The sequence below is a fragment of the Ruegeria sp. G5 genome, assembly GCF_056533365.1.
The window spans coordinates 178,277-200,590 of sequence record NZ_JBQFOK010000004.1; the positions used below are offsets into that span (position 1 = coordinate 178,277).

The following is a 22,314-nucleotide window of genomic DNA, read 5'->3' on the forward strand; positions in this document are numbered from 1 at the left end:
GGTCGCCGAGGGCAAATCCGATCCGCTGGATGTCTAGGTGCTCAAGAAGAACTGACCTCGGGTGGGTTGACGAAGCACAGTCTGATGTCACCATTGGACGATGAAACAGATCGTCTTCTCTGCCATTCTTCTTGCCTTTTCCACAACCGTACAGGCCGAAGAATGCCCTGCCGCGCCAGATCACAGTGCCGACGTAAGCGGCGTGATCGAACGGATTCAGCAAGCGGCAAACGAACAGGCCGCGCGTGAGTTGTCCAACCAATTATGGGAACTCTGGACCGATGCACCCGATGACAGCGCGCAGGCCGTGTTGGATCGCGGGATGACGCGTCGTAGCCAGTGGGATCTTTTGGGCGCGATCGAAGATTTCAACAAGCTGATCGAGTACTGCCCGTCTTACGCCGAAGGGTATAACCAGCGCGCCTTTGCCTATTACCTGCAACAGGATTTTAAGGCGGCCTTGCCTGATCTGGAAAAGGCGATTGAGCTGTCGCCGAACCACGTTGCCGCAATCAGTGGGCGCGCGCTTACCTTGCTGGGGCTGAAACGTGTCCAAGAGGCGCGCGAGACGTTGCGCGAGGCATTGGAGCTGAACCCTTGGTTGTCGGAACGACACCTGTTGGCTCCGGGCGGGCCCTTGGCACCAGTGGGCGAGGATATCTGAATAGAAAAACGCCCCCGAAACAGCTGTTCCGAGGGCGTTTCATTTGTGTTGTTAGCCAACGAGGCCGTTATCAGCGCGCTTGATTGCAATCACGGCCGATCGCGGCGTGCCGCCATCCGGCCAGTTGCTGCCGGGATGCTGAATGCCGACAAACATGGTGCGCAGGTCTGTGGACCACGCCAAACCGGTAACCTCACAGCCATTCGGGCCAGTCATGAAACGAACGATCTCACCGGTGACGGGATCGCCAACCAGCATCTGGTTGTTACCGTTGCCGGCGAAGTCTTCTTCGTTTCCATCGTCACCATCGGTCTGGATCCAAACCAAGCCGGTTGAATCGATCACCATGCCGTCGGGCGAGTTGAACAGGTTGCCCTCGTTCACGTTTGCCGAGCCTGCGCGGGCGTCCGAATGAACAGTCGGGTTGCCCGCCATCACGTACAGGTCCCAATCGAAACCTTCGGCTGCGTGGTCGTCATTGGCAGGGCGCCAGCGCACGATCTGGCCATACTTATTGGCCTCACGCGGGTTGGGTGCGTTGACCGACGTATCGTCACCACCTGCATTGGGCTTAACACCGCGGTTCTTGTTGTTGGTCAGGCAGCAATACGCTTCGACAGCGACAGGGCTTGAGGCCACCCATTCCGGACGGTCCATCGTGGTGCCGCCAGCCTTTGATGCAGCCATACGCGTGAAAATACGGATTTCCGCATCTTCCATGCCCGTTGTTTCCGGCGTCAGCGGCAGCCACTCGCCGGTCGCGTCATCGTTGAACTTGGCCACAAACAATGTGCCGTCATTCAGCAGGCTCTCGGTCTCGCCACCCGGTTGGTAGGTTCCGTTCGAGACGAACTTGTACAGATACTCGCCCCGCTCATCATCGCCCATGTAAACGACGACACGACCGTCCGCTGCCAGTGTGACTTCGGCATTTTCGTGCTTGAAGCGACCCAGACCGGTGTGCTTGACAGGGGTGCTGTCAGGTTTGGTCGGGTCAATCTCAACGATCCAGCCCGCACGGTGCGGCTCGTTGGGGTTTTTCGATGTGTCGAAACGCGGATCGAACAGCTCATACCCGTTCCAGCTTTCGGCTTTGACGCCGTAGCGTGCGAACCCGTCTGCGACGGCCTGTTCGTAGGTTGCGTTTTCGTCAGACGATCCGAAATAGCCGTTGAAGTTTTCTTCGCAGGTCAGATACGTGCCCCAAGGCGTTTTACCAGCGCCACAGTTGTTCATGGTACCCAGCGAAGACGTACCGGTTGGGTCAGCGGCGGTTTTCAGCAGGTCATGGCCTGCAGCCGGACCCACGATTTTCATCGGTGTGTTGTGGTGGATGCGGCGGTTGAACGGGCTGTCCTTAACTACGGACCAGCCGTCGGGGCCTTCGGTGATTTCCATGACCGTGACACCTTGAATGTTTTGAAACTTCAAGACGTCACCGGCGCTGGCGGGAACACCTTCCTGCGACGCGGGCAGGTTGATCTTGCGGTTCGGATACTCATGGTTGATCGCGATCAGCTCGTGGCCCTGGAACGAGAATGTTTCCATGCCATCGGTGTTCTCACCAAAGATACGGTCGGATTTATCGACAGGACCACCGTCTGCGACGTCATAACCGTCGGCGTCCGAGAACAGCGGATCACCCCAGCGCATCATGACCTTCCACTCGTACCCTTCAGGCACATGTACGGTGCCATCGGTCTGAGCCGGGATCGGCTTGAAGGCAAAGCGCGACGCTTCAGCGGCTTGCGCCGAGGTCGAGTTCAGCAGGCCTGCGCCCATCACTGCAGCACCGGAACCAAAGGCGAGCACACCGCTCAGGAAGCCACGGCGGGAAAGAGCGCTTTCAACCACGCGGTCAAAGTCGTTTTCTTCGGGACGCGGGAAATGCAGCTCGTCCCAGTCGTCAGCGGAAAGTGTGGTGTTGTCGACGTCTTTCATGGATGGCTCCTGGCTATGAAAAGAAAGTTGATGAACGCGATGTAGGGAGTCTTTGTGACAGGTATTTAACAGCGCCATTAAAGTCGCTGATTGTTCTTTGGAGAATAGATTAATTTTTGATGCACCAAATTGCGCTTAACCCTGCTTATGCAGGGCAGTCGGGGTCTTTGTGCCCTGAAAGCGGTCTGATCACATCGTTGTGAAGACGTTAACGCAGCCGCTGCCCATCAGCGTTGAACCTATACGCCTTTTCGGGCGCAAACCCAAGGCGCAGGTCCTGTCCTTCGGCTATCGCATGTTGCCCAAACAGCCGCGCCGTCACCGAGTGATCCTGCACCGTTGCAATAACGTTGGTATCTCCGCCCAGCTTCTCGACATGGCTGACACGCGCGGCCAGCGGTCCGTCATCCGACAGAAACAGGTCTTCTGGTCGAATGCCAATTGTGTTCGCTCCCTGATCAAGAAGGCTTTCGGGCAAGAAGTTCATCGACGGCGCACCCAGAAACCCCGCAACAAACTGGTTGGTGGGGTTGTTATACAGCTCCATCGGGGTGCCGATCTGCTCCACCCGCCCGTCGCGCAGCACGACGATCTTGTCGGCCAGCGTCATCGCCTCGGTCTGGTCATGGGTTACATAGATCATCGAGGCATCGAGCGCCCTGTGCAGGTTTGCGATCTCAAGTCGCGTGTTCATCCGCAGTGCCGCATCAAGGTTCGAAAGCGGCTCGTCAAACAGGAAAAGCTTCGGCTCTCGCACGATGGCACGCCCGATGGCAACACGCTGGCGCTGACCGCCGGACAGCTCGGACGGGTAGCGGTCCAGATACTCCTCAAGGTTCAGCATCCGGCTGGCAGTGGCGACGCGCTCCTCGATCACCGTTTTGGATTGCTTTTCCTGTTTCAGCGCCAGCGTCATATTCCCGCGCACGTTCAGATGGGGGTAGAGCGCATAGCTTTGAAACACCATCGCGATGCCGCGTTTGGACGGCGGCACCAGATTGACCTGCTGACCGTCGATATTGATCTCGCCCGAGGACGCATCCTCTAACCCCGCGATCACGCGCAGCAGGGTGGACTTGCCACAGCCCGAGGGGCCGACGAAGACGACAAATTCGCCTTCCTCCACCTCAAGCGTGATGTCTTTCAGGACATGCACCTCGCCAAAGGACTTGTTCACATTGGTCAGGGTCAGAGCGGTCATGATGCGGGTTCCTGCAGGGAAACGGGCTGGCCGGTGCGGATGCTTTCATCGGCGGCCAGACAAATGGCAAGGGATTGGACGGCGTCATTCATGTGGCGCGTCAGGTCGATGTCCTCTGCGATGGCGCGCAGCATGTAGGCTTGCTCGGCGTCGCACAGTTCCTGATGGCCGGGCTCATCGGGCATCTCGACGGTACGGTCGCCGCCTGGCGTGTGGATCAGCAAACCGCCGACCTTGGTGTGGCCGTCAATATCCGCCGACGCGCCCTTGTTGCCATCGGTGATCGAGACCGAGCCATTGGGCGAGACTATGTCTTTCACAAAAAACGCGGTTTCGGACATCATCGGGCCCCATCCGGCCTCATACCAGCCGACCGAGCCGTCCTCGAAAATGACCTGAAACTGGCCGTAATTGTACATGTCCTTGGCGATTTCGTCGGACAGGCGCAGGCCCATGCCATGCACGCGGACGGGCTGCGCATCGGTGATCTGGCACATGACGTCCACATAGTGCACGCCGCAATCTACGATCGGAGACGTGGTCTGCATCAGCGCCTTATGCGTCTCCCACTCCGCGCCCGAGGATTGCTGGTTCAGGTTCAGGCGGAACACGTATGGCCCGCCCAGATCGCGTGCCTCGGCGATCAGGCGCATCCACGAGGGGTGGTGGCGCAAGATATAGCCCACGACCAGCTTGCGGTTCAGGCGGGTGGCGGTTTCAACGACACGTCGCGCGTCAGCCACGTTGGTGGCCAGCGGTTTTTCGACAAACACATGCGCGCCAGCCTCCATGGCCGCGCAGGCGAAATCGGCGTGGCTGTCGGAATAGGTGGCGACGACCACCAGATCGGGTTTGGTTTCAGCCAGTGCGATCTGGAAATCCGAATAGGCGGGATATTGGCCCAGCTCGGGGTGATCCACACGACCGGACCGGTTCACCAGCCCCACAATCTGCGCGTCGGGGTGGTGGTGATGGGCCAGCGCGTGGCTGAGGCCCATATTACCAAGGCCAGCGATCAGAACTTTTGTCATTTGACAGCTCCGGATGTAATGCCGCGGATCAGCTGGCGTGAGAAGATGACATACAGCACCAGCACCGGCAGGATTGCCATCGACAGCGCCGACAGAACCGCGTTCCAGTCGGTGACGAATTGCCCGATAAAGACCTGACTGCCCAGCGTGAGCGTCTTGGTTTCCTCAGCCGGGGCGAGGATCAGCGGGAACCACAGATCATTCCATATCGGGATCATGTTGAACACCGCCACGGTTGCCATAGCGGGCCGGACCAGAGGCAGCACCAGCCGGAAAAAGATCGTGTATTCCGACAGCCCGTCGATGCGGCCCGCGTTTTTCAGATCGTCACTGACCTGCCGCATGAACTCAGACAGGATGAACACCGCCAGCGGCAGCCCTTGCGCGGTGTAGACCAGTATCAGCGCCCAAAGCGTGTTCACCAGCCCGGTGGCCACCATCATCTCAAGGATCGCCACTGTGCCGATGCGGATCGGGATCATGATCCCCAGCGCCAGATACAGCCCCATCAGCAGGTTGCCCTTGAACTGATATTCCGACAGCGCATAGGCCGCCATGGCCCCGAACAGCAGGATAAAGAACAGCGACGCCACCGTGACGATCATCGAATTCTGGAAATAAAGGAAGAAATCCCCCTGCTTCATCACCGTCTCATATCCGATCATAGAAAAACTGTCGGCATTCGGCAGCGCCAGCGGTTCGCGAAAGATCGCGCGGCGGGATTTGAAGCTGTTGATCAGGATCACAAAAACCGGGAACAGGGCGATCAGCGTGTAAAGGATCAGCGCCCCGTGCATTGCGGCGGTATTCAGCGGGTTATGGCGTGCTTTGTTCATCGCTGGACTCTCACATCTGATACCGACGCATCCGGGTCTGGATGCCGAAGAGGTAAATACAAACGCCCACAAGGATGATCGCGAACATGGCCCCCGCGATGGCCGAACCCATATGCGGATCACCCAGTTGCAGCTGGAAGCCAAAGAAGGTGCGATACATGAACGTCCCCAGGATATCGGTCGAGAAATCCGGCCCTGCCAGCGCGCCTTGGGCGGCATAGATCAGGTCGAATGCGTTGAAGTTGCCCACGAAGGTCAGGATCGAGATGATTCCGATTGAGGGCAGGATCAGCGGCAGCTTGATCTTCCAAAAGGCCGAGGCGCCGGTGATGCCGTCAATCTCTCCGGCCTCAAGAATTTCCTCGGGGATGGTCAGCAAGGCGGCATAGATCAGCATCATCGGGATGCCGACGAATTGCCAGACCGAAATCAGCGCCAGCGTGGTGAGCGCGTATTCCTCTTTGCCCAGCCACGGCGCGAACAGGGATTTCAGACCCACGGCGTCCAGCATCGACGGCGCGATGCCCCAGATGGGTGACAGGATCAGCTTCCATGCAAAACCAACGATCACAAAGCTGAGGATCGTTGGGATGAATATCGCTGACCGATACAGGGCCGAGAACCGAAGGCGCGGGTGGCTAAGCAGCGCCGCCAACGCGATCCCGATGGGGTTCTGCACCAGCATGTGGATCAGGAAGAACCAGAAATTGTTGCCCAAAGCGTTCCAGAACTGCTCAGACCAGATGGGGTCGAAAAACAGGGTTTGAAAGTTCTGCAAGCCCACGAACACACGGCTTTGGTCCACCTCGGAATAGAGCGCCAGCCGCAGCGTGTTGAACAGCGGGAAGATCATCACTGCCGTATAGACCAGCACAGCGGGGGCCAGAAACACGACGATATGCCAGCGGAAGCGGGGGCGGTTCATGGGTCAGCTTTCAAAGGGGTGTCGGGTGTACCCGGGCGGGCGTTTCCGCCCGGGTAGGGATCAGCTTACTGATGTGGAGCGTACCAGGAGGCGAGGCCCTCTTGCAGTTCGGCGCCCAATTCTTCAGGCGATTTGGCACCCTTGATGGCCGCAACGGATGCGCCCCAGGTTTCATTCTCCAGGTTCGGGGTGCCGCGCGACAGGATTTGATAGGTCGAGCGGATGGTCGATTCACACTCATCACGCCAGCCTACGATTTCCTTGGCCAGCGGGTCCTGCAGTTCAACAGGCGTGCTGGACAGCGGGAAGAAGCCGGGCAGGGCGTTGCCGAAGATTTCCGCAAACTCGGGGCTTGCGACCCAGGCCAGGAACGTCTCAGCCGCTTCGGGGTTCTCGGTGGCGGCATTCATGCCGATGCCGATATCAGTGTGGTCCGAGATATAACAAGTGTCGCCCGCATTCTGGACTGGCGGCTTGAATGCACCCATCTCGAAGTCCGCCTGCGCGTTGAAGCCTGAGATTTCCCATGATCCGGCTGGATAAACGGCAGCGCGACCCAGCGTGAAGATGTTCTGGCTGTCGGGATAGGTTTGAGCCTCGTACCCGTCGCCCATATACTCGCCCCAACGGGCAAGCGTGGCGTAGGGCGCGGTCCATGCCTCATCGGTCAGCTTCTGCTCGCCTTTGATCAGGGCCTGACGACCTTCTTCACCTTTCCAGTAGTTCGGACCGATGTTGTTGTAGCCCATTGTGGCGGCTTCCCACTGGTCGTTAGTGCCCATGGCCAATGGGATATAGGTGCCGTCTTCTTTGATCTTGTCGAGTGCAGCAAAGAACTCGGCTTCGGTAGTGGGTACTTCGATGCCCAACTCGTTGAACGCATCTTTGTTATAGATGAATCCGTGGATGACCGAGGCCATAGGAACGCAGAAGCTGACCGCGCCATCGTCGGTTTGCCAAGCTGATTTTGCGACGTCCGAGAAATTGCTCATGGCTTCTACGCCGGACAAATCGGTCAGGTGTCCGGCCTCATACAGTGCCAGAGATGCGTCGAAAGGACGGCATGTGATCAGATCTCCGGCAGAGCCTGCATCCAGCTTCGAGTTCAGGACAGCGTTGTATTCAGCCGGGGCGGACGGGGTGAACTGAACTTTGATACCGGGGTTGGCGGCCTCGAAAGCTGGAATGATCTTGTCCTGCCACAGGGTCAGGTCATCGTTGCGCCAGCTTTCGATGGTCAATGTAACGTCCTCGGCATAGGCAGCTGATGCCATCAGGGTCGTGCCCAGTAATGCCAGTTTCAGACTCTTGTTTGTCATTCTTGTTTCTCCCAGTTGGTTAGCAGTTATTTTTCTTGCGCCAAGGCGGCGTCCAGTCGTCCATCGGTTGCCTGCAGGCGCGCGGTGGCATTGGTGAGCGAAAGGCCCTGCGTCGCTATCAGAACTGCGGGTTTTACTTCGCCATTCGCTTCGTTCAGTGCGTTTTGCGCTGTGTGTTCATCCACGTCGGCGATGCGCGCAACGATGCCGGCGGCCCGGGCGCGCAGCTTGTCATTATCGGCGCGCACATTGACCATCATTCCACCGTGCACGTGGCCCAACTCCAGCGCCATCAGTGTGGATAGCATGTTTAGCGCGATCTTTTGCGCCGTTCCTGCACCCATCCGGGTTGAACCCGAAATCAGCTCGGGCGGGGTAGGGAGCAGTATTGCAATGTCGGCCCCGCGCAACAACGGGCTGCCTTCGTTGTTGGCGATCGCGATCACAGTTGCACCGCGGGTCTTTGCGATCTCTAGCGCGGCCATCGTGTAAGGCGTTGAGCCGCTGGCTGAGACTGCGATCACGGTGTCTTTGCTCGTCAACGAACCCAGGCTGTCTTGTAATCCGGCATCCGCGTCCTCTGCGTCGCCCGGCATCTCAACGCCAGTTGGCATGCCCCCCGCCATGTGAATGCGGATCTGCTGTGGGGATATGGAAAACGTGCCGCCCAGCTCAAGTGCATCTGCGGCCGCCATCAGCCCCGAGGACCCGGCGGCGACATAATGCAATACGCCGTCCGCCTGTAGGGTCTGAGCCATGGCCATTGCGCCCTGCGCAATTTTGTCGAGGGCTGTGTTCACCGCTTGCGCGGCGGCAATCTGGCCTGCGGCAAGCGCCTGCGCCGAGCGAACCATATCGCTTCGTTTCAGATGGCAGGCATCTTCATGCAGTTGTTCAGTCGACGGCAGCGTCAAGAGAATCCCCCATTAGTTCCCCTTACAATACCTATGTAATACCACTTGTCTACGGTTTTCTTTGATATCAATATTTTTGAGAGTTTTTTCAACTTTATTAGCCAGATTGGGCGATATTGGTATGTTTTAGACTTCCCAGAAGTAAAAAGGTATTATAATGGTATTGTCATGACTGAGTCTCGAGACAGTGCCATTTTAGCCGTGGATGGTGGGGGAACGCGATGCCGGGTGGCCTGCGAGGTCGGCGGTATTTTGTATTCCGCAGAGACTGGCGCGGCCAATGTCTCAACCGACTTTGAGGGTGGTGTGCGTCACATAAGGGCCGGTATAGCCAAGGTGGCGGAAACGCTGAACAAGACTGTCGAAGAACTGGTTCAATATCCCGCCTTTGTCGGTTTGGCGGGTTTGACAGATGAGACCTTGGCATCGCGTCTGCGTTCAGCTTTGGGGCTTGCTAAGGCGCGGATTGAGGATGACCGGCCTGCCGCATTGCGCGGTGCCCTCGGTGATAGCGATGGCATTGTTGCGCATTGTGGCACGGGGTCCTTTCTGGCGATGCAGGTTAACGGTGTGATGCGCTTTGCCGGTGGATGGGGGCCCGTTTTGGGTGACGAGGCCTCAGCCCAGTGGGTTGGGCGTCTGGCGATGGCTGAAACTCTGAATGCTGCCGACAAAATTCATGCGCATACAGAACTGACGCGGGACATTCTGGAACGTTTCGGGGGGACAGCTGGCATTGTCGACTTTGCAGGCAAAGCAACGCCTAGTCAGTTTGGTGCCATCGCCCCCAACGTCACAGCGGCTGCAGATGCAGGGGATGTGGTTGCGATCAAAATTCTACGCGCGGGCGCGGATCACATTGCCGAAATGTCAAAGCTATTGGGTTGGCGGGTTGGTCAGTCCTTATGTCTGACGGGCGGGATTGCTCCTTGCTATGCCACGTACCTGCCAGCGGAAATGCAATCCTCCGTGCACCCCCCGCTGGGCGAACCAATGAGCGGAGCGTTGGCCTTGGCGAAGGAGGTTCGTGATGAGTATCGCTGATTTCCTGCGCGCAGACCTCTGGCTTTTGCCAGAAAACGGGCCTCGATACGTACAACTGCGTCGCAGGTTGCAAGAAGGTATTGATACAGGCGTGCTGGCGCCAAACTCCTCACTGCCATCCGAGCGTGAACTGGTTGAGATTACGGACCTGTCCCGTGTCACCGTGCGTAAAGCGATTCAGGAACTGGTGCAGGAAGGGGTCATTGAGCAACGACAGGGTTCCGGCTCTTTCATCCGCGAGCGGATACCGCGTGTTGAGCAATCTCTGACGCATCTGACCTCTTTTACCGAGGACATGTCGACCCGTGGAATGCAGACTACGTCAAAATGGCTGGAGCGGGGCGTCTTTGCCCCGACAGAGCAGGAGGTTTCCTCGCTGAACCTTGGCGAGGGAGAGCAGATCGCCCGAATCTATCGCTTGCGCGAGGCCAATGGTCGTCCGTTGGCCTTGGAAAAGGCGGCGTTGCCGCTTGATATTCTACCCAACCCGATCGAAGTGACGACCTCGTTATACGAGGTGTTGGATGCGTTGGGTCACCGCCCGGTAAGAGCGGTTCAAAAGATATCAGCCCTTAACCTAGCGGCACGTGAAGCGCAGCTTTTGGGGGTGCCCGAAGGTGCCGCAGGGCTGAATATCGAACGTATTTCATTTCTCAAAACCGGGCGGGTCGCTGAATTGACCCGCTCTCTCTATCGCGGTGACGCCTATGACTTTGTCGCCGAACTGCGCTTGTAATCGGAAGGATCCGAACCCGATGCCCGAACACTCATCCAAGATGCGTCAGGAAGTTATGGAAATACCTGACGCGGTCGAAAGGCTGCTGAGCGAAGGCACTGCCAATGTTCAGCATGCGGCAGGGCTGGTTCGGGATGCCGATCCGCGGTTCCTGATCTCGGTGGCGCGGGGATCTTCGGACCATGCGTGCACTTATCTGAAATACGCAAGTGAGCTTTTGTTAGGATTGCCGGTCGCATCTGTCGGGCCTTCGGTCAGCTCGATTTACGGTGCAGAATTGAACGCCAAGGGCGCTGTTTGTGTCTCAGTCTCTCAGTCCGGGCAAAGCCCGGATATTGTTGGATTGACACGGTCCCTGCGAGCCTCGGGCGCAATTACTTTGGCAATCACCAACAATGGCAACTCTCGGCTGGCCGATGTTGCCAATGCAGTGCTGCCTTTGCATGCGGGGCCGGAACTGAGCGTTGCAGCAACCAAAACCTTTGTGACTTCTTTGGTGGCAGGGCTTTGGTTATTGGCCGAGGTGAAAGGGGACACCGATTTGATCAACGCGATCCAAGCGCTACCGGGGCAATTGGAACAAGCCGCTTTGTGCGATTGGTCCTCTGCCGCATCTGCCATTACTGACCGGTCGCTTTTCACACTGGGGCGCGGGCCGTCCTTTGCGATATCGGGTGAGGCTGCTTTAAAAATCAAGGAAACCTGCCAAATTCACGCGGAAAGCTATTCCGCGGCCGAGGTTCTGCACGGGCCGGTTTCCATCGTCGACGAAGGCTTTCCAACGATTGTCTTTGCAGCAGCAGACGCGGCCGAGCAATCAACCGCGCAGTCGGCCGACGCCTTGGCGGATAAAGGCGCAGTGGTCTTCGCGACAACAGACAAAGTCGCACGCGCCGAGCCTCTGCCGGTGGTGCGGACAGGGCATTGGATCACCGACCCCATCACGACGATCACTTCGTTTTACAGTATGGTCGAGTCCGTTGCCGGCCTGCGGGGGATTGATCCCGACACGCCACGCCACCTCAAGAAAGTGACCGAGACGGTATGACAACGCTGAATCTGACCTTTCGGAACGGCCCCATCTTTGATGGCACACGGTTGATCCATGATCATGCACTGGTCTTTGTAGGCGGGCAGGTGGGGCAGATCTTGCCGGAATCAGAGGCTCCTTCGACGGGCGATATCGTTGATCTTAAAGGCGATATCCTTAGCCCTGCTTATGTGGACTTGCAGGTCAACGGCGGCGACGGGGTGATGTTCAATGATGATCCGTCCGTCGAAACCATTCGGCGAATAGTGGGGGCGCATCGCCGATTGGGCGTCGGGGCCTTGCTGCCGACACTTATTACGGACACTGCCGAAAAAACGACTGCCGCTATTGCAGCGGCCATTCAAGCGGTGCGTGAGGGTGTTCAGGGTGTCGCGGGGCTTCATCTTGAGGGGCCGCACCTGTCTGTTGCGCGTAAAGGGGCGCATGACGCAAACCTGATCCGCCCAATGACCGACGCGGACCTTTCGATATTGGTTAAAGCCGCCCAGCAACTGCCATGCCTGAAGGTTACGATCGCGCCGGAATCTGTGTCCGAGGCGCAGGTCAAGCAACTGTCCGACGCGGGCGTATTGATTTCGCTGGGTCATACAGACGCCGATTTTGCTACCTGCCAACGCTATGCAGCTGCTGGCGCACGGTGCGCGACGCATTTGTTCAACGCCATGAGCCAATTGGGCAATCGAGAACCTGGCCTGGTTGGTGCGGCCCTTGCAAACGGTGGGCTATCCGCCGGTTTGATCGCCGACGGTATCCACGTGCATCCTGCAGCTATGCGAGCCGCCTTTGCAGCCAAGTCAGGACCGTCGAAGATTTTTCTTGTTAGTGATGCAATGGCCGTGGCCGGTACAGACCTGACCGAATTCGAACTGGAGGGCCGACGGATTACGCGCACTGACGGCCGGTTGACGCTAGAAGATGGTACTCTGGCCGGTGCGGATCTTGACCTGACAACGGCTATGGGTGTTCTGACACAGCAGGTCGGTGTTTCACTGCAGGATGCTTTGACTGCCGCAACAACCTATCCTGCAAAACTTATCGGTTATCCAATGCCTGCGGCCTTAAAAATTGACAATATCATCCGCATTTCGGCAGCGTTTGAAGGCTGCACTTGGCTGACCAATTCCGCGCAATAGAGGCCACCTTTCTGGCGCATGAAAAACCAGAGAGAAAATTCGCGAGGAAATTGAAAGCCTGCACCGAACGACGCTTGACGGCGTCTGGTGCATCGCTTAAACCGACCTCCGCTGAGCGGGCGTCGTATACTGGCTATTACCTCAGCCTTCCAAGCTGATGAAGCGGGTTCGATTCCCGCCGCCCGCTCCAAGTCAGCCCAAAAATATGCGCCAAAAGGCCCGTCAGGGGCGTTTGATTTTGCAGTGTCGCTTGACCCTGCCTGTCACTAGCTGCAAGAAGCTGTGACTTAGGTATTCAGACGATGCAAAGGCCATCCATGGCAGACACCGCCCCAGCCCGTCCAACAGGAAAGCCCGCGCCCGGTGCCGCCGAAGAACGCGCAAGGTCGCGGAAGATTGGTGTTCTGTCGTCACTTTGGCCGTTCATGAAACCCTATCGGCTGCTGATGATCGGGGCGACGTTGGCCCTGATACTGACAGCCAGCATGACATTGACCTTGCCGCTGGCAGTGCGTCGCGTTGTTGATAATTTTCGGATCGAAGACGGAGAACTGCTGGATTGGTACTTTTTGGCAGCGCTGGGCATTGCTGCGGTTTTGGCTGTGGGTACGGGCATCCGATATGCGCTTGTGACTCGTTTGGGCGAACGGGTTGTCGCTGACATCCGCAAAGCCGTGTTCGACCGTGTTATCGGCATGAGCCCGGAATTCTATGAACGCATCATGACCGGTGAAGTCCTTAGCCGGATCACCACGGATACGACCCTGATCCAGTCGGTTCTGGGCTCGTCGGTTTCTATCGCGCTGCGAAATATGCTGATGTTCCTGGGCGGTCTGGTCCTGATGTTGCTAACCTCGGCCAAGTTGACGGCAATGGTCCTGTTGCTGATCCCGTTGGTCGTTGTCCCCATTCTGGTGCTTGGGCGGCGTCTGCGCGCAATCAGCCGCGAGAATCAGGATTGGATCGCTGCGTCCTCCGGTAACGCGGGTGAGGCGCTGGGCGCTGTGCAAACCGTTCAGGCGTTCACGCATGAACATGCCAGCCGTCACCAATTCGGCGAGATGACCGAAACATCTTACGTTGTCTCGTTGCGCCGGATTCAGACGCGGGCTGTTCTGACAGTCATCGTTATTTTTCTGGTGTTCTCGGGGATCGTTGGTGTTCTTTGGATGGGTGCCAATGACGTCCGAAACGGGGTAATGACCGAAGGCGTCCTGATCCAGTTTGTTATTTATTCGATCATCATGGCAGGTTCGGTCGCGGCCCTTTCTGAAATCTGGAGCGAACTTCAACGCGCAGCGGGCGCAACGGAACGCTTGGTCGAGCTTCTGAACGCGGAAGATACGGTCAACGATCCCACCGCGGCAAAGGCGCTGTCTGCGCCTGTGCGCGGTGAAATCCGGTTTGACGAGGTCACGTTTCATTATCCGTCGCGTCCGGATATTGTAGCTTTGGATCAGCTGTCCTTGACGGTCAGCCCGGGGGAAACGGTTGCTTTCGTAGGGCCGTCGGGGGCTGGGAAAACGACCGTCATTCAAATGATCCAGCGGTTCTATGATCCTGATGCGGGGCACGTCAGTCTGGACGGCATTGATCTGCGCGACCTTGATCGCGCCTCGTTCCGCCAGCACATGGCGCTGGTCCCGCAGGACCCGACAATTTTTGCAGCTTCTGCGCGGGAAAACATCCGTTTTGGCCGACTGGACGCGACAGACGCCGAAGTCGAAGCCGCCGCTCAGGCTGCCGCTGCGCATGATTTCATCTCGGCGCTGCCGGATCGGTATGACAGCTTTGTGGGGGAGCGTGGGGTCATGCTGTCGGGTGGCCAAAAGCAACGCATTGCCATTGCGCGGGCCATCTTGCGCGACGCTCCGGTTTTGTTGCTGGACGAGGCGACCTCGGCCCTGGATGCAGAAAGCGAGCGGGCAGTGCAGGGTGCCGTAGACCAGATGCGTGCTGGCCGCACGACCCTGATTGTTGCGCATCGACTAGCCACCGTGAAAAAGGCTGACCGGATCGTCGTCATGGATGCCGGACGTATTGTAGCGCAGGGCACCCATGACGATCTTGTATCGCAAGACGGGTTGTATGCCCGTCTGGCGCGTCTGCAGTTCACCGATGGTGTGGCCGCCGAATAGCTTGACGTATGGGCAAGCGATTTCGCGCCGCTGCGTAATCCTACAAAATTGCTGCATTCTTGGCTAAGCCGTCGCTTGCACATGCGCGGTTTTGCTTTCATCCTGCATTGGAGGGACAAAAATAACCCGTGCATGACACGGGAGCCGATCAGGGAGGAGCCACATGGCGTTTGTGGGATTGGAAGACAAGGCGAGAATGGAGCAGGAGATGTCGTGGGAAGACCGGGATGTCCCGGTCACGTTCCACCAGTTGCTGTCGCGTACAGCAGGCAAATTTCCAAACAGTAATGCGATCAGCTTTCAGATTTTTTCAGGTCCGACGGACAAAGCCGAAACGCTGACCTGGTCCCAGCTTTTGGGCAAGGTAAATCAGGCCGCGAACCTGTTTCGGTCCTTGGGTGTGGGGGAAAAGGATGTGGTCGCCTATATCCTGCCCAACTGCAATGAGACGCTGATCACAATGATGGGCGGCGCGGTGGCCGGTATCGTCAACCCGATCAACCCGCTGCTGGAGCCAGAGCAGATCTCGGCCATCCTGCGTGAAACCGGCGCAAAGGTTGTGGTGACGCTGAAATCCTTCCCGAAAACGGATGTCGCGCAAAAGGTCGAAGAAGCGGTTCGCCACGCACCCAAGGTCAACACGATCCTTGAAATTGACCTTAACAACTATCTCACACCGCCGAAGTCCTGGCTTGTACCTTTGCTGCGCCCCAAGATGGGCAACAAAGAGTATTTGGCGCATGCGGACTATAAGAACTTCAACGCAGAACTGGCAAAACAGCCCACTACGCTGACGTTCGAAGACTCAAAGGAAGACCGCGTTGCGTGCTATTTCCACACGGGTGGCACGACAGGGATGCCCAAGGTGGCACAGCACAAGTATTCGGGCCTGATATACAACGGCTGGCTGGGTGACACTCTGCTGTTCTCGGAAGAGGATGTCGTGATGTGCCCGTTGCCGATGTTCCATGTGTTCGCAGTGCATGTGATCATGATGGCTGCGGTGTCTTCGGGGGCGCATGTGGTGTTCCCCACACCGCAAGGCTATCGCGGTGACGGTGTGTTCGACAATTTCTGGAAGCTGATCGAACGGTGGAAAGTGACCTTTATCATCACCGTTCCCACGGCCATTGCCGCCAAAATGCAGCGCCCGGTGGATGCAGATATCTCAAGCGTGAAAACGGCCTTTTCAGGTTCGGCCCCGTTGCCGGTTGAATTGTTCCGCCGGTTTGAAGAGGCAACCGGCGTAACGATCGTTGAGGGGTACGGGCTGACCGAGGCCACCTGCCTTGTGTCTTGTAACCCCGTGGACGGCGAAAAGAAGATCGGCTCGATCGGAATTCCATTTCCGTATACGGATGTGAAAATCCTGCAGGCCGGGCCCGATGGCCCCACGGAATGCGCGACCGATGAGATTGGCGAGATTTGTATCTCGAACCCCGGCGTCTATGCAGGCAATACGTATACCGAGGCCGACAAGAACGTGGATCTCTATCACTATGACAAATACCTGCGCACGGGCGACTTAGGGCGGTTTGATGAGGACGGGTATCTGTGGATCACTGGTCGCGCCAAGGATCTGATTATCCGTGGCGGTCACAACATCGATCCGGCCGAAATCGAAGAGGCGTTGCTGGGCCATGATGCCGTCGCTTTCGCGGGGGCAATCGGGCAACCCGACGCTTATGCAGGCGAGGTACCTTGTGCCTTTGTTGAGCTGGTCGACGGCGCGTCAGTGACCGAGAAGGAGCTGATGGAATATTGCGACGTGCATGTGCACGAGCGCGCGGCGCAGCCCAAACACATGACGATTCTGGACGAACTGCCCAAGACTGCGGTCGGCAAGGTCTTTAAGCCGGAACTGCGCAAACAGGCAATTACGCGCGTTTACAATGGCGCTTTGGAAAAGGCTGGCGTGGATGCGCGCGTTGTCTCGGTCATGGATGACAAAAAGCGCGGTCTCGTCGCGCAGCTTGACGCGAACGGCGCATCCGAGGACGATGTTGCCAAAGTGCTGGGATCATTTACCCGGCCGTGGGAGTGGGCTGCCTGACCTGGAGGGAACATGGATTATGAGCGTCTGATTGATGAAGAAACCTGGGCGTTCATAAGACGTACGGCGGAAAGCTATCCCGATGATGCGGTCGAGATGTCGATCGAGGATCAGCGTCGTGTTTACGATGCGATGTGTGACGATTTTCGCCAACCGCGCCCCGAAGGTGTTGAAACCGAAGACAGGCAGGCCGACGGCGTGCCTGTCCGCATTTACAACGCCGGCGTGCCGACCCGAACCGTTGTCTATTTCCACGGAGGCGGCTTTGTCGTTGGTGGTCTCGAAAGCCACGATGACGTCTGTGCTGAGATCTGCGCGCAAACCGGGTATCGGGTTGTTGCTGTCGATTACCGTTTGTGCCCTGAACACGTCTTTCCGGTCCAGTTTCAAGACGCTTGGGCGGCAACCAACTGGATCGCGGCTGAGTTTGGAGATCCGCTCGTTCTGGCCGGAGACAGTGCAGGGGGCAACTTGGCGGCGGCCGTTTCGCATTATGCACGTGGTCGCCTGAAGCAGATTCTTGGGCAAGTGCTTGTTTACCCGGGCTTGGGCGGTGACCGGACCCAAGGTTCGTATGTCGAGCACGCCCATGCGCCGCTGCTGACGTTGGAAGACATCGTGTTCTATGAACAAGTTCGGTGCGGAGGTTCTGCACCTGAGCGTGATCCAACATATGCCCCGCTGGATGATACAGATTTCGCAGACCTGCCGCCCACCGTGGTTGTTACGGCGGATTGCGATCCTCTGCGGGATGACGGGCCGGTTTATTGCGCTCGGATCACCGAGGCGGGGGGCAAGGCGTATTGCATCAACGAACCGGGGTTGGTGCACGGCTACCTGCGGGCGCGAAGCTCGGTCAAACGCGCCGCAGACAGTTTTGAGCGCATCGTTGTGGCGATCGAAGCACTGGGCCAGCAAATCTGGCCGTACGACTAAGTCACGACAGGAACGGTTCGGCTTTCATCGTCTCCGCAAGCGGCGCCCCCATACGGTTCAGGATCGTTGGCGCCAGTTGTAGCTGGTCAATAACATCATCAGCTTCGGGGCCGGTTGCGTCACCAAAGTAATACAGCGCGGTTTCTTGCTGTAACGGGCTGCGTCCACCATGATGGCCGCGTTCATCCTGCCCGTGATCTGCCGTCACGATGACCTCGTAACCCAGTTGCCGCCAACGAGGGATGAAGGGGGCCAGCATCTCGTCAGCTACGAAACAAGCATGGTCCATTTCCTGACAATCGTGGAAAAAACGGTGACCCATACTGTCCAGCGTGCATGTGTGAAGGATGCCGTAATCCAGACCAAACCGCAGGCACAAATTGGTCAACGTTGCGTACAAATCTACGTCAGACGGCGTCATCTGGTTTGTCTTGTTGTAGCCGGTCATCGAGTGGAAGCGACCGTGATTGATCGTGGCGCTTTCTGGCTCGTCATATTCCACGTCGCGCACGTAGTCGAAGGGATGACGATTGAAAAACTGCGACCAATAGCTGTGGGTGACCGCCCCGGTGATGCCGCCGGCCTCGCGAACCTGACTGAACACGTCCTTGTGGCTCAGGCGAAATACGTTGCCGTTGCCGGTGCAGCAATGCTCCTGCGGGGAAACGCCGGTATGGATCGAGGCGTAGCAACTCGCAGAGGTCGATGGCAGGACCGATCGCAGCTTCCAGACCCGCGCTTCTCCGCTGTCGACCCAACCTTCGAGGTTTCCAAAAAGACGTCGGAAATTGCGCCACGGGACGCCGTCGAGGATTATCAAAAGCAGTTTGCGGTCCATGTCTTAACCTTTTGCGGGTATTTTGGGCGAGCTTATTGGGCGTCGTGCATTAAAGCCGCCTGTTCGCGCCCCCAATAGCAAAATCCCGACACGAATGTGCCGGGATTTCGAAACTTCATAGAACTGTCATCAAGGCGTCAGTTCCCCGCACTTTCCATCTTGCGGTTGGCGACAACCTCTTCCAGCCAGCCCAGATGCATTTCGGGTACAGAGCTGAGCAGCAGATCGGTATAGTCGTCGAACGGTGGCGTCAGAACATGGCTTTTCGAGCCATAACGCGCAACGCGCCCCTGATACATCACGGCGATACTGTCACTGATCGCACGTACCGTTGCCAGATCGTGGGTGATGAACAGGTAGGCCACATCCTCGATCTTCTGCAGGTCCAGCAACAGTTTCAGGATGCCGTCTGCCACAAGCGGATCCAACGCCGAGGTCACCTCGTCACAGATGATCATCTTGGGTTTTGCAGCCAGCGATCGGGCGATGCAGACGCGTTGCTTTTGACCACCCGACAATTCGGCCGGATAGCGATCAATGAACTGTTCGCCAAGTTCGATCTCATCCAGCAATTCGACGACCCGCTTACGCTTTTCCGCGCCGCGCATGTTGAAGTAAAACTCCAATGGTCGGCCAATGATCGTACCGACGGTCTGACGGGGATTCATCGCCACATCTGCCATCTGGTAAATCATCTGCAACTCGCGCAGATCTTCGCGTGACCGCCCCTTGAGGTCGGGGGACAGCTTGCGCCCGTTGAATGTGATCTCACCATCGCGCGGTGGCAGAAGGCCCGTGATGACCCGAGCCAGCGTCGACTTGCCCGAACCCGATTCACCCACGACGGCAAGTGTCTGACCGGGGTGAACCTCGACATTGACGTTGTGCAGGACGTCAAAGTTCAGGCCCTTATAGCGGGCTGTAATTCCATCAACGGTCAGAACGGGTTCCGAGGTCGGTTGCTTTTCCTCGTGCTCGATAGAGCGGACCGAAACCAACGCCTGCGTATACTCTTCCTGAGGGTTGTTGATGATCTGGTCGGTGGTGCCATACTCGACGGTGTCCCCCATCCGCAGCACCATGATGTCGTCGCTGACCTGCGCCACAACCGCAAGGTCATGGGTGATATACAAAGCAGCAACGCCAGTGTCGCGAATGGCTTCTTTAATAGCCATCAGAACGTCAATCTGGGTGGTTACATCCAGCGCAGTCGTTGGTTCGTCGAACACAACCAGATCGGGTTCAGGGCAGAGTGCCAGCGCCGTCATGCAACGCTGAAGCTGACCACCCGAAACCTGGTGGGGATACCTGTCACCGATATTGTCCGGATCGGGTAATCCTAGTTTGGCGAACAGTTCTCGCGCGCGCGACTCAGCCTCTTTGCGTGAGAACTTTTTGTGCTCGACCGCTGCTTCGACCACTTGATCCATGATCTTCTTGGCCGGGTTAAAAGACGCTGCCGCAGATTGAGAGACATATGCCACCTCACCCCCGCGCAGATTGCGAATGTCGCCGGGCGACGATTTCAGGATATCGCGCCCGTTGACCCAGACCTCACCACCGGTGAGTTCCACGCCACCCCGGCCATACGCCATCGAGGCGAGGCCGATTGTCGATTTACCCGCGCCGGATTCGCCGATCAGCCCCAGCACCTTGCCGCGTTCCAGGTCGAAATCGACCCCGTGTACGATTTCAATGTCATGGGGCTTTTCGCCCGGCGGATAGACGGTCGCGCCAATCTTTAGGCCACGGACCTTGAGAAGGGTATTGTCGCTCATCCCCGGCCTCCTTTCAGCGAAGTTGTACGGTTCAGAACCCAGTCAGCCACGAGGTTGACCGAGATGGCCAGCGTCGCGATAGCGACGGCGGGATATAGCGCCGCGCCGATGCCATAGACGATGCCGTCTTTGTTTTCCTTCACGATCCCACCCCAGTCGGCCAGCGGTGGCTGCACGCCAAGGCCCAGGAAGGACAAGGTCGAGATGAACAGAACCATGAAGATGAACCGCAGTCCGAACTCGGCCACCAAGGGCGACAAGGCGTTGGGCAGGATTTCCCGGAAGATGACCCAAGCGCGCCCTTCGCCGCGCAGTTTCGCGGCCTCGACATAGTCCATGACGTTGATGTCCACAGCAACCGACCGCGACAGGCGATACGGGCGTGTTGCGTCCAGCAAGCCCATGACCAGGATCAGGATCGGAACGGTGACAGGAACGATCGCAAGGATCACCAGCGCAAGGATCAATGTGGGGATGGACATGATCAGGTCCACGGTCCGGCTCAGCGCCTGATCAGCCCAACCGCCCAAAACAGCGGCGAGCAAGCCCAGCGACGTACCCGTCAGAAAGCTGAGGATCGTGGCGGCGGCGGCGATGAAGATCGTCGTGCGCCCGCCATAGATCATGCGTGTCAGCAGATCGCGACCGATATTGTCGGTGCCCAGAAGATGCTCAGCGCTGGAAGGCTCCCATACATCACCGACCACTTCGGCCATGCCGTAAGGGGCGATCAGCGGAGCGGCGAAGGCCACGAAGAAATACAGGCCCGTGAAAAACAGACCGATCATCGCCGAAATAGGGATATTCTTCATCATTTCGGATGCCTCAGTCTTGGGTTGGCAAGGATCGAGACGATGTCGGCCACCATGTTCAGTCCGATATAAACGGCGGCAAAGACAACGCCGCAGGCCAGAACAACCGGCACGTCACGTTTTGTCACCGAGTCGACCAGATACTGGCCCATGCCGGGATAGACGAACACCACCTCAACAACGACGACACCCACGACCAGATAGGCCAGGTTCAGCATCACGACGTTGACGATGGGCGAGATCGCGTTGGGGAAGGCATGACGCGCGATGACCTGAAAGTTCGACAGGCCCTTTAGCTCAGCCGTTTCAATGTAAGCCGATTGCATCAGGTTCAGGATCGCAGCGCGGGTCATGCGCATCATCTGCGCCAGAACCACCAGCGTCAGCACGAAGGCCGGCAGGGCGATTGCGTTCAGCTTTTCGCCAAATGACATCGAGTCGTTGATCATTGCCAGCGATGAGAACCATCCCAGTTTCACCGAAATGAAGTAGATCACCACATAGCCGATCAGGAATTCCGGTATCGAAACCGTGGTCAGGGTGATCGCAGAAATCAGTTTATCCGGCCAGCGATTGCGGTACCGGACGGCCAGAAGGCCCAGGAAGATAGCAAGCGGGACAGATACGATTGCAGCAGCACAAGCCAGGAACAAGGTGTTGCCCAGACGCTTGCCGATGCTTTCCGCGATATCCAATTTGTTGGTCAGCGATTGTCCCAGATCGCCTTGCAAAATGCCCCCAAGCCATTCGAAATAGCGGGTCAGGGCAGGGCGGTTAAGGCCCATTTCCTCGCGTAGGTTTGCCAGTGCCTCAGGGGTTGCGGACTGCCCCAGGACGGCTTGCGCGGCGTCTCCGGGAAGGGCTTCGGTCAGACCAAAAATCAGGGCCGAAGCGCCGAGCAGCAACAGGAGTCCCAGCGCAACGCGCTGGGAAACCAATTTGACAATAGGATGCATGATCCGTG

At 57.7% G+C, this 22,314-nt stretch carries 19 protein-coding genes and 1 tRNA gene; 9 read left to right on the forward strand and 11 right to left on the reverse strand.

All coding sequences use genetic code 11. The annotated features are described in order from the left end of the window. Positions 1 to 100: 100 nt before the first annotated feature. On the forward strand, positions 101 to 664 hold the full coding sequence (locus tag ACR0BD_RS08955; protein WP_480830050.1) for a tetratricopeptide repeat protein: 564 nt from the start codon (positions 101 to 103) through the stop codon (positions 662 to 664). A gap of 51 nt (positions 665 to 715) precedes the next feature. On the opposite strand, the gene ACR0BD_RS08960 is transcribed toward ACR0BD_RS08955, so the two are convergent. The 7 genes from ACR0BD_RS08960 to ACR0BD_RS08990 form a co-directional block, all read right to left on the reverse strand. Continuing rightward, a complete protein-coding gene (locus ACR0BD_RS08960) occupies positions 716 to 2,605 on the reverse strand; it encodes a PhoX family protein (RefSeq protein ID WP_480830051.1) in 1,890 nt (629 codons plus the stop codon). Positions 2,606 to 2,813: 208 nt separating this feature from the next. Continuing rightward, positions 2,814 to 3,806, reverse strand: a complete 993-nt coding sequence (locus tag ACR0BD_RS08965) for an ABC transporter ATP-binding protein (RefSeq protein ID WP_480830052.1) — start codon at positions 3,804 to 3,806, stop codon at positions 2,814 to 2,816. Further along, positions 3,803 to 4,837 (reverse strand): Gfo/Idh/MocA family protein, encoded by a 1,035-nt coding sequence (locus ACR0BD_RS08970; RefSeq protein WP_480830053.1) that lies wholly within the window; start codon positions 4,835 to 4,837, stop codon positions 3,803 to 3,805. The genes ACR0BD_RS08965 and ACR0BD_RS08970 overlap by 4 nt, the downstream gene beginning before the upstream one ends. After that, complete coding sequence (locus tag ACR0BD_RS08975) at positions 4,834 to 5,673, reverse strand: carbohydrate ABC transporter permease (protein ID WP_170753275.1); 840 nt, start codon at positions 5,671 to 5,673, stop codon at positions 4,834 to 4,836. Before ACR0BD_RS08975 ends, ACR0BD_RS08970 begins: the two co-directional genes overlap by 4 nt. Positions 5,674 to 5,683: 10 nt before the next feature. Next, positions 5,684 to 6,598 (reverse strand): carbohydrate ABC transporter permease, encoded by a 915-nt coding sequence (locus ACR0BD_RS08980; RefSeq protein ID WP_480650183.1) that lies wholly within the window; start codon positions 6,596 to 6,598, stop codon positions 5,684 to 5,686. Between the two features lie 65 nt (positions 6,599 to 6,663). Next, a complete protein-coding gene (locus tag ACR0BD_RS08985) occupies positions 6,664 to 7,917 on the reverse strand; it encodes an ABC transporter substrate-binding protein (RefSeq protein WP_480830054.1) in 1,254 nt (417 codons plus the stop codon). A 26-nt stretch (positions 7,918 to 7,943) separates the two neighbouring features. Beyond that, complete coding sequence (locus tag ACR0BD_RS08990; protein ID WP_480830055.1) at positions 7,944 to 8,831, reverse strand: N-acetylmuramic acid 6-phosphate etherase; 888 nt, start codon at positions 8,829 to 8,831, stop codon at positions 7,944 to 7,946. A gap of 168 nt (positions 8,832 to 8,999) precedes the next feature. Between ACR0BD_RS08990 and ACR0BD_RS08995 the strand changes: the two genes are divergently transcribed. The 8 genes from ACR0BD_RS08995 (at position 9,000) to ACR0BD_RS09030 (ending at position 17,922) form a co-directional block, all read left to right on the forward strand. Further along, the gene (locus ACR0BD_RS08995) at positions 9,000 to 9,875 is read left to right on the forward strand and encodes a glucosamine kinase nucleotide-binding domain-containing protein (RefSeq protein WP_480830056.1); all 876 of its coding nucleotides are present in this window, start codon (positions 9,000 to 9,002) and stop codon (positions 9,873 to 9,875) included. After that, the gene (locus ACR0BD_RS09000; RefSeq protein WP_480830057.1) at positions 9,862 to 10,611 is read left to right on the forward strand and encodes a GntR family transcriptional regulator; all 750 of its coding nucleotides are present in this window, start codon (positions 9,862 to 9,864) and stop codon (positions 10,609 to 10,611) included. The genes ACR0BD_RS08995 and ACR0BD_RS09000 overlap by 14 nt, the downstream gene beginning before the upstream one ends. A 19-nt stretch (positions 10,612 to 10,630) precedes the next feature. Further along, on the forward strand, positions 10,631 to 11,659 hold the full coding sequence (locus ACR0BD_RS09005) for an SIS domain-containing protein (protein ID WP_480830058.1): 1,029 nt from the start codon (positions 10,631 to 10,633) through the stop codon (positions 11,657 to 11,659). Beyond that, positions 11,656 to 12,795 carry an N-acetylglucosamine-6-phosphate deacetylase gene (nagA, locus tag ACR0BD_RS09010; protein ID WP_480830059.1) on the forward strand — a complete coding sequence of 380 codons (1,140 nt, stop codon included), beginning with the start codon at positions 11,656 to 11,658 and terminating at the stop codon, positions 12,793 to 12,795. The genes ACR0BD_RS09005 and nagA overlap by 4 nt, the downstream gene beginning before the upstream one ends. Positions 12,796 to 12,910: 115 nt before the next feature. Further along, positions 12,911 to 12,985 (forward strand) — tRNA-Gly (locus ACR0BD_RS09015). Between the two features lie 127 nt (positions 12,986 to 13,112). Continuing rightward, entirely contained in the window at positions 13,113 to 14,933 is a 1,821-nt protein-coding gene (locus ACR0BD_RS09020; RefSeq protein WP_480830060.1) for an ABC transporter transmembrane domain-containing protein, read from the forward strand. A gap of 163 nt (positions 14,934 to 15,096) precedes the next feature. Next, positions 15,097 to 16,986 (forward strand): acyl-CoA synthetase, encoded by a 1,890-nt coding sequence (locus tag ACR0BD_RS09025; protein ID WP_480830061.1) that lies wholly within the window; start codon positions 15,097 to 15,099, stop codon positions 16,984 to 16,986. Between the two features lie 12 nt (positions 16,987 to 16,998). After that, on the forward strand, positions 16,999 to 17,922 hold the full coding sequence (locus tag ACR0BD_RS09030; RefSeq protein WP_480830062.1) for an alpha/beta hydrolase: 924 nt from the start codon (positions 16,999 to 17,001) through the stop codon (positions 17,920 to 17,922). A 1-nt stretch (position 17,923) separates the two neighbouring features. On the opposite strand, the gene ACR0BD_RS09035 is transcribed toward ACR0BD_RS09030, so the two are convergent. The 4 genes from ACR0BD_RS09035 to ACR0BD_RS09050 all read right to left on the reverse strand — a co-directional run bounded on the left by ACR0BD_RS09035 (position 17,924) and on the right by ACR0BD_RS09050 (position 22,306). After that, positions 17,924 to 18,760: an alkaline phosphatase family protein gene (locus ACR0BD_RS09035; RefSeq protein WP_480830063.1), complete on the reverse strand. Its 837-nt coding sequence runs from the start codon at positions 18,758 to 18,760 to the stop codon at positions 17,924 to 17,926. A 137-nt stretch (positions 18,761 to 18,897) separates the two neighbouring features. Next, entirely contained in the window at positions 18,898 to 20,538 is a 1,641-nt protein-coding gene (locus ACR0BD_RS09040) for an ABC transporter ATP-binding protein (protein WP_480830064.1), read from the reverse strand. Continuing rightward, complete coding sequence (locus ACR0BD_RS09045; protein WP_480696619.1) at positions 20,535 to 21,350, reverse strand: ABC transporter permease; 816 nt, start codon at positions 21,348 to 21,350, stop codon at positions 20,535 to 20,537. Before ACR0BD_RS09045 ends, ACR0BD_RS09040 begins: the two co-directional genes overlap by 4 nt. After that, positions 21,350 to 22,306, reverse strand: a complete 957-nt coding sequence (locus ACR0BD_RS09050; RefSeq protein ID WP_480830065.1) for an ABC transporter permease — start codon at positions 22,304 to 22,306, stop codon at positions 21,350 to 21,352. The genes ACR0BD_RS09045 and ACR0BD_RS09050 overlap by 1 nt, the downstream gene beginning before the upstream one ends. Positions 22,307 to 22,314 lie beyond the last annotated feature (8 nt).

What these genes read in the sequence shown, in the direction of transcription:
- ACR0BD_RS08955 (WP_480830050.1), top strand. Translation starts at nt 101, where the DNA reads ATGAAACAGATCGTCTTCTCTGCCATTCTTCTTGCCTTTTCCACAACC.
- ACR0BD_RS08960 (WP_480830051.1), bottom strand. Translation starts at nt 2,605, where the DNA reads ATGAAAGACGTCGACAACACCACACTTTCCGCTGACGACTGGGACGAG.
- ACR0BD_RS08965 (WP_480830052.1), bottom strand. Translation starts at nt 3,806, where the DNA reads ATGACCGCTCTGACCCTGACCAATGTGAACAAGTCCTTTGGCGAGGTG.
- ACR0BD_RS08970 (WP_480830053.1), bottom strand. Translation starts at nt 4,837, where the DNA reads ATGACAAAAGTTCTGATCGCTGGCCTTGGTAATATGGGCCTCAGCCAC.
- ACR0BD_RS08975 (WP_170753275.1), bottom strand. Translation starts at nt 5,673, where the DNA reads ATGAACAAAGCACGCCATAACCCGCTGAATACCGCCGCAATGCACGGG.
- ACR0BD_RS08980 (WP_480650183.1), bottom strand. Translation starts at nt 6,598, where the DNA reads ATGAACCGCCCCCGCTTCCGCTGGCATATCGTCGTGTTTCTGGCCCCC.
- ACR0BD_RS08985 (WP_480830054.1), bottom strand. Translation starts at nt 7,917, where the DNA reads ATGACAAACAAGAGTCTGAAACTGGCATTACTGGGCACGACCCTGATG.
- ACR0BD_RS08995 (WP_480830056.1), top strand. Translation starts at nt 9,000, where the DNA reads ATGACTGAGTCTCGAGACAGTGCCATTTTAGCCGTGGATGGTGGGGGA.
- ACR0BD_RS09000 (WP_480830057.1), top strand. Translation starts at nt 9,862, where the DNA reads ATGAGTATCGCTGATTTCCTGCGCGCAGACCTCTGGCTTTTGCCAGAA.
- ACR0BD_RS09005 (WP_480830058.1), top strand. Translation starts at nt 10,631, where the DNA reads ATGCCCGAACACTCATCCAAGATGCGTCAGGAAGTTATGGAAATACCT.
- nagA (WP_480830059.1), top strand. Translation starts at nt 11,656, where the DNA reads ATGACAACGCTGAATCTGACCTTTCGGAACGGCCCCATCTTTGATGGC.
- ACR0BD_RS09020 (WP_480830060.1), top strand. Translation starts at nt 13,113, where the DNA reads ATGGCAGACACCGCCCCAGCCCGTCCAACAGGAAAGCCCGCGCCCGGT.
- ACR0BD_RS09025 (WP_480830061.1), top strand. Translation starts at nt 15,097, where the DNA reads ATGGCGTTTGTGGGATTGGAAGACAAGGCGAGAATGGAGCAGGAGATG.
- ACR0BD_RS09030 (WP_480830062.1), top strand. Translation starts at nt 16,999, where the DNA reads ATGGATTATGAGCGTCTGATTGATGAAGAAACCTGGGCGTTCATAAGA.
- ACR0BD_RS09035 (WP_480830063.1), bottom strand. Translation starts at nt 18,760, where the DNA reads ATGGACCGCAAACTGCTTTTGATAATCCTCGACGGCGTCCCGTGGCGC.
- ACR0BD_RS09040 (WP_480830064.1), bottom strand. Translation starts at nt 20,538, where the DNA reads ATGAGCGACAATACCCTTCTCAAGGTCCGTGGCCTAAAGATTGGCGCG.
- ACR0BD_RS09045 (WP_480696619.1), bottom strand. Translation starts at nt 21,350, where the DNA reads ATGAAGAATATCCCTATTTCGGCGATGATCGGTCTGTTTTTCACGGGC.
- ACR0BD_RS09050 (WP_480830065.1), bottom strand. Translation starts at nt 22,306, where the DNA reads ATGCATCCTATTGTCAAATTGGTTTCCCAGCGCGTTGCGCTGGGACTC.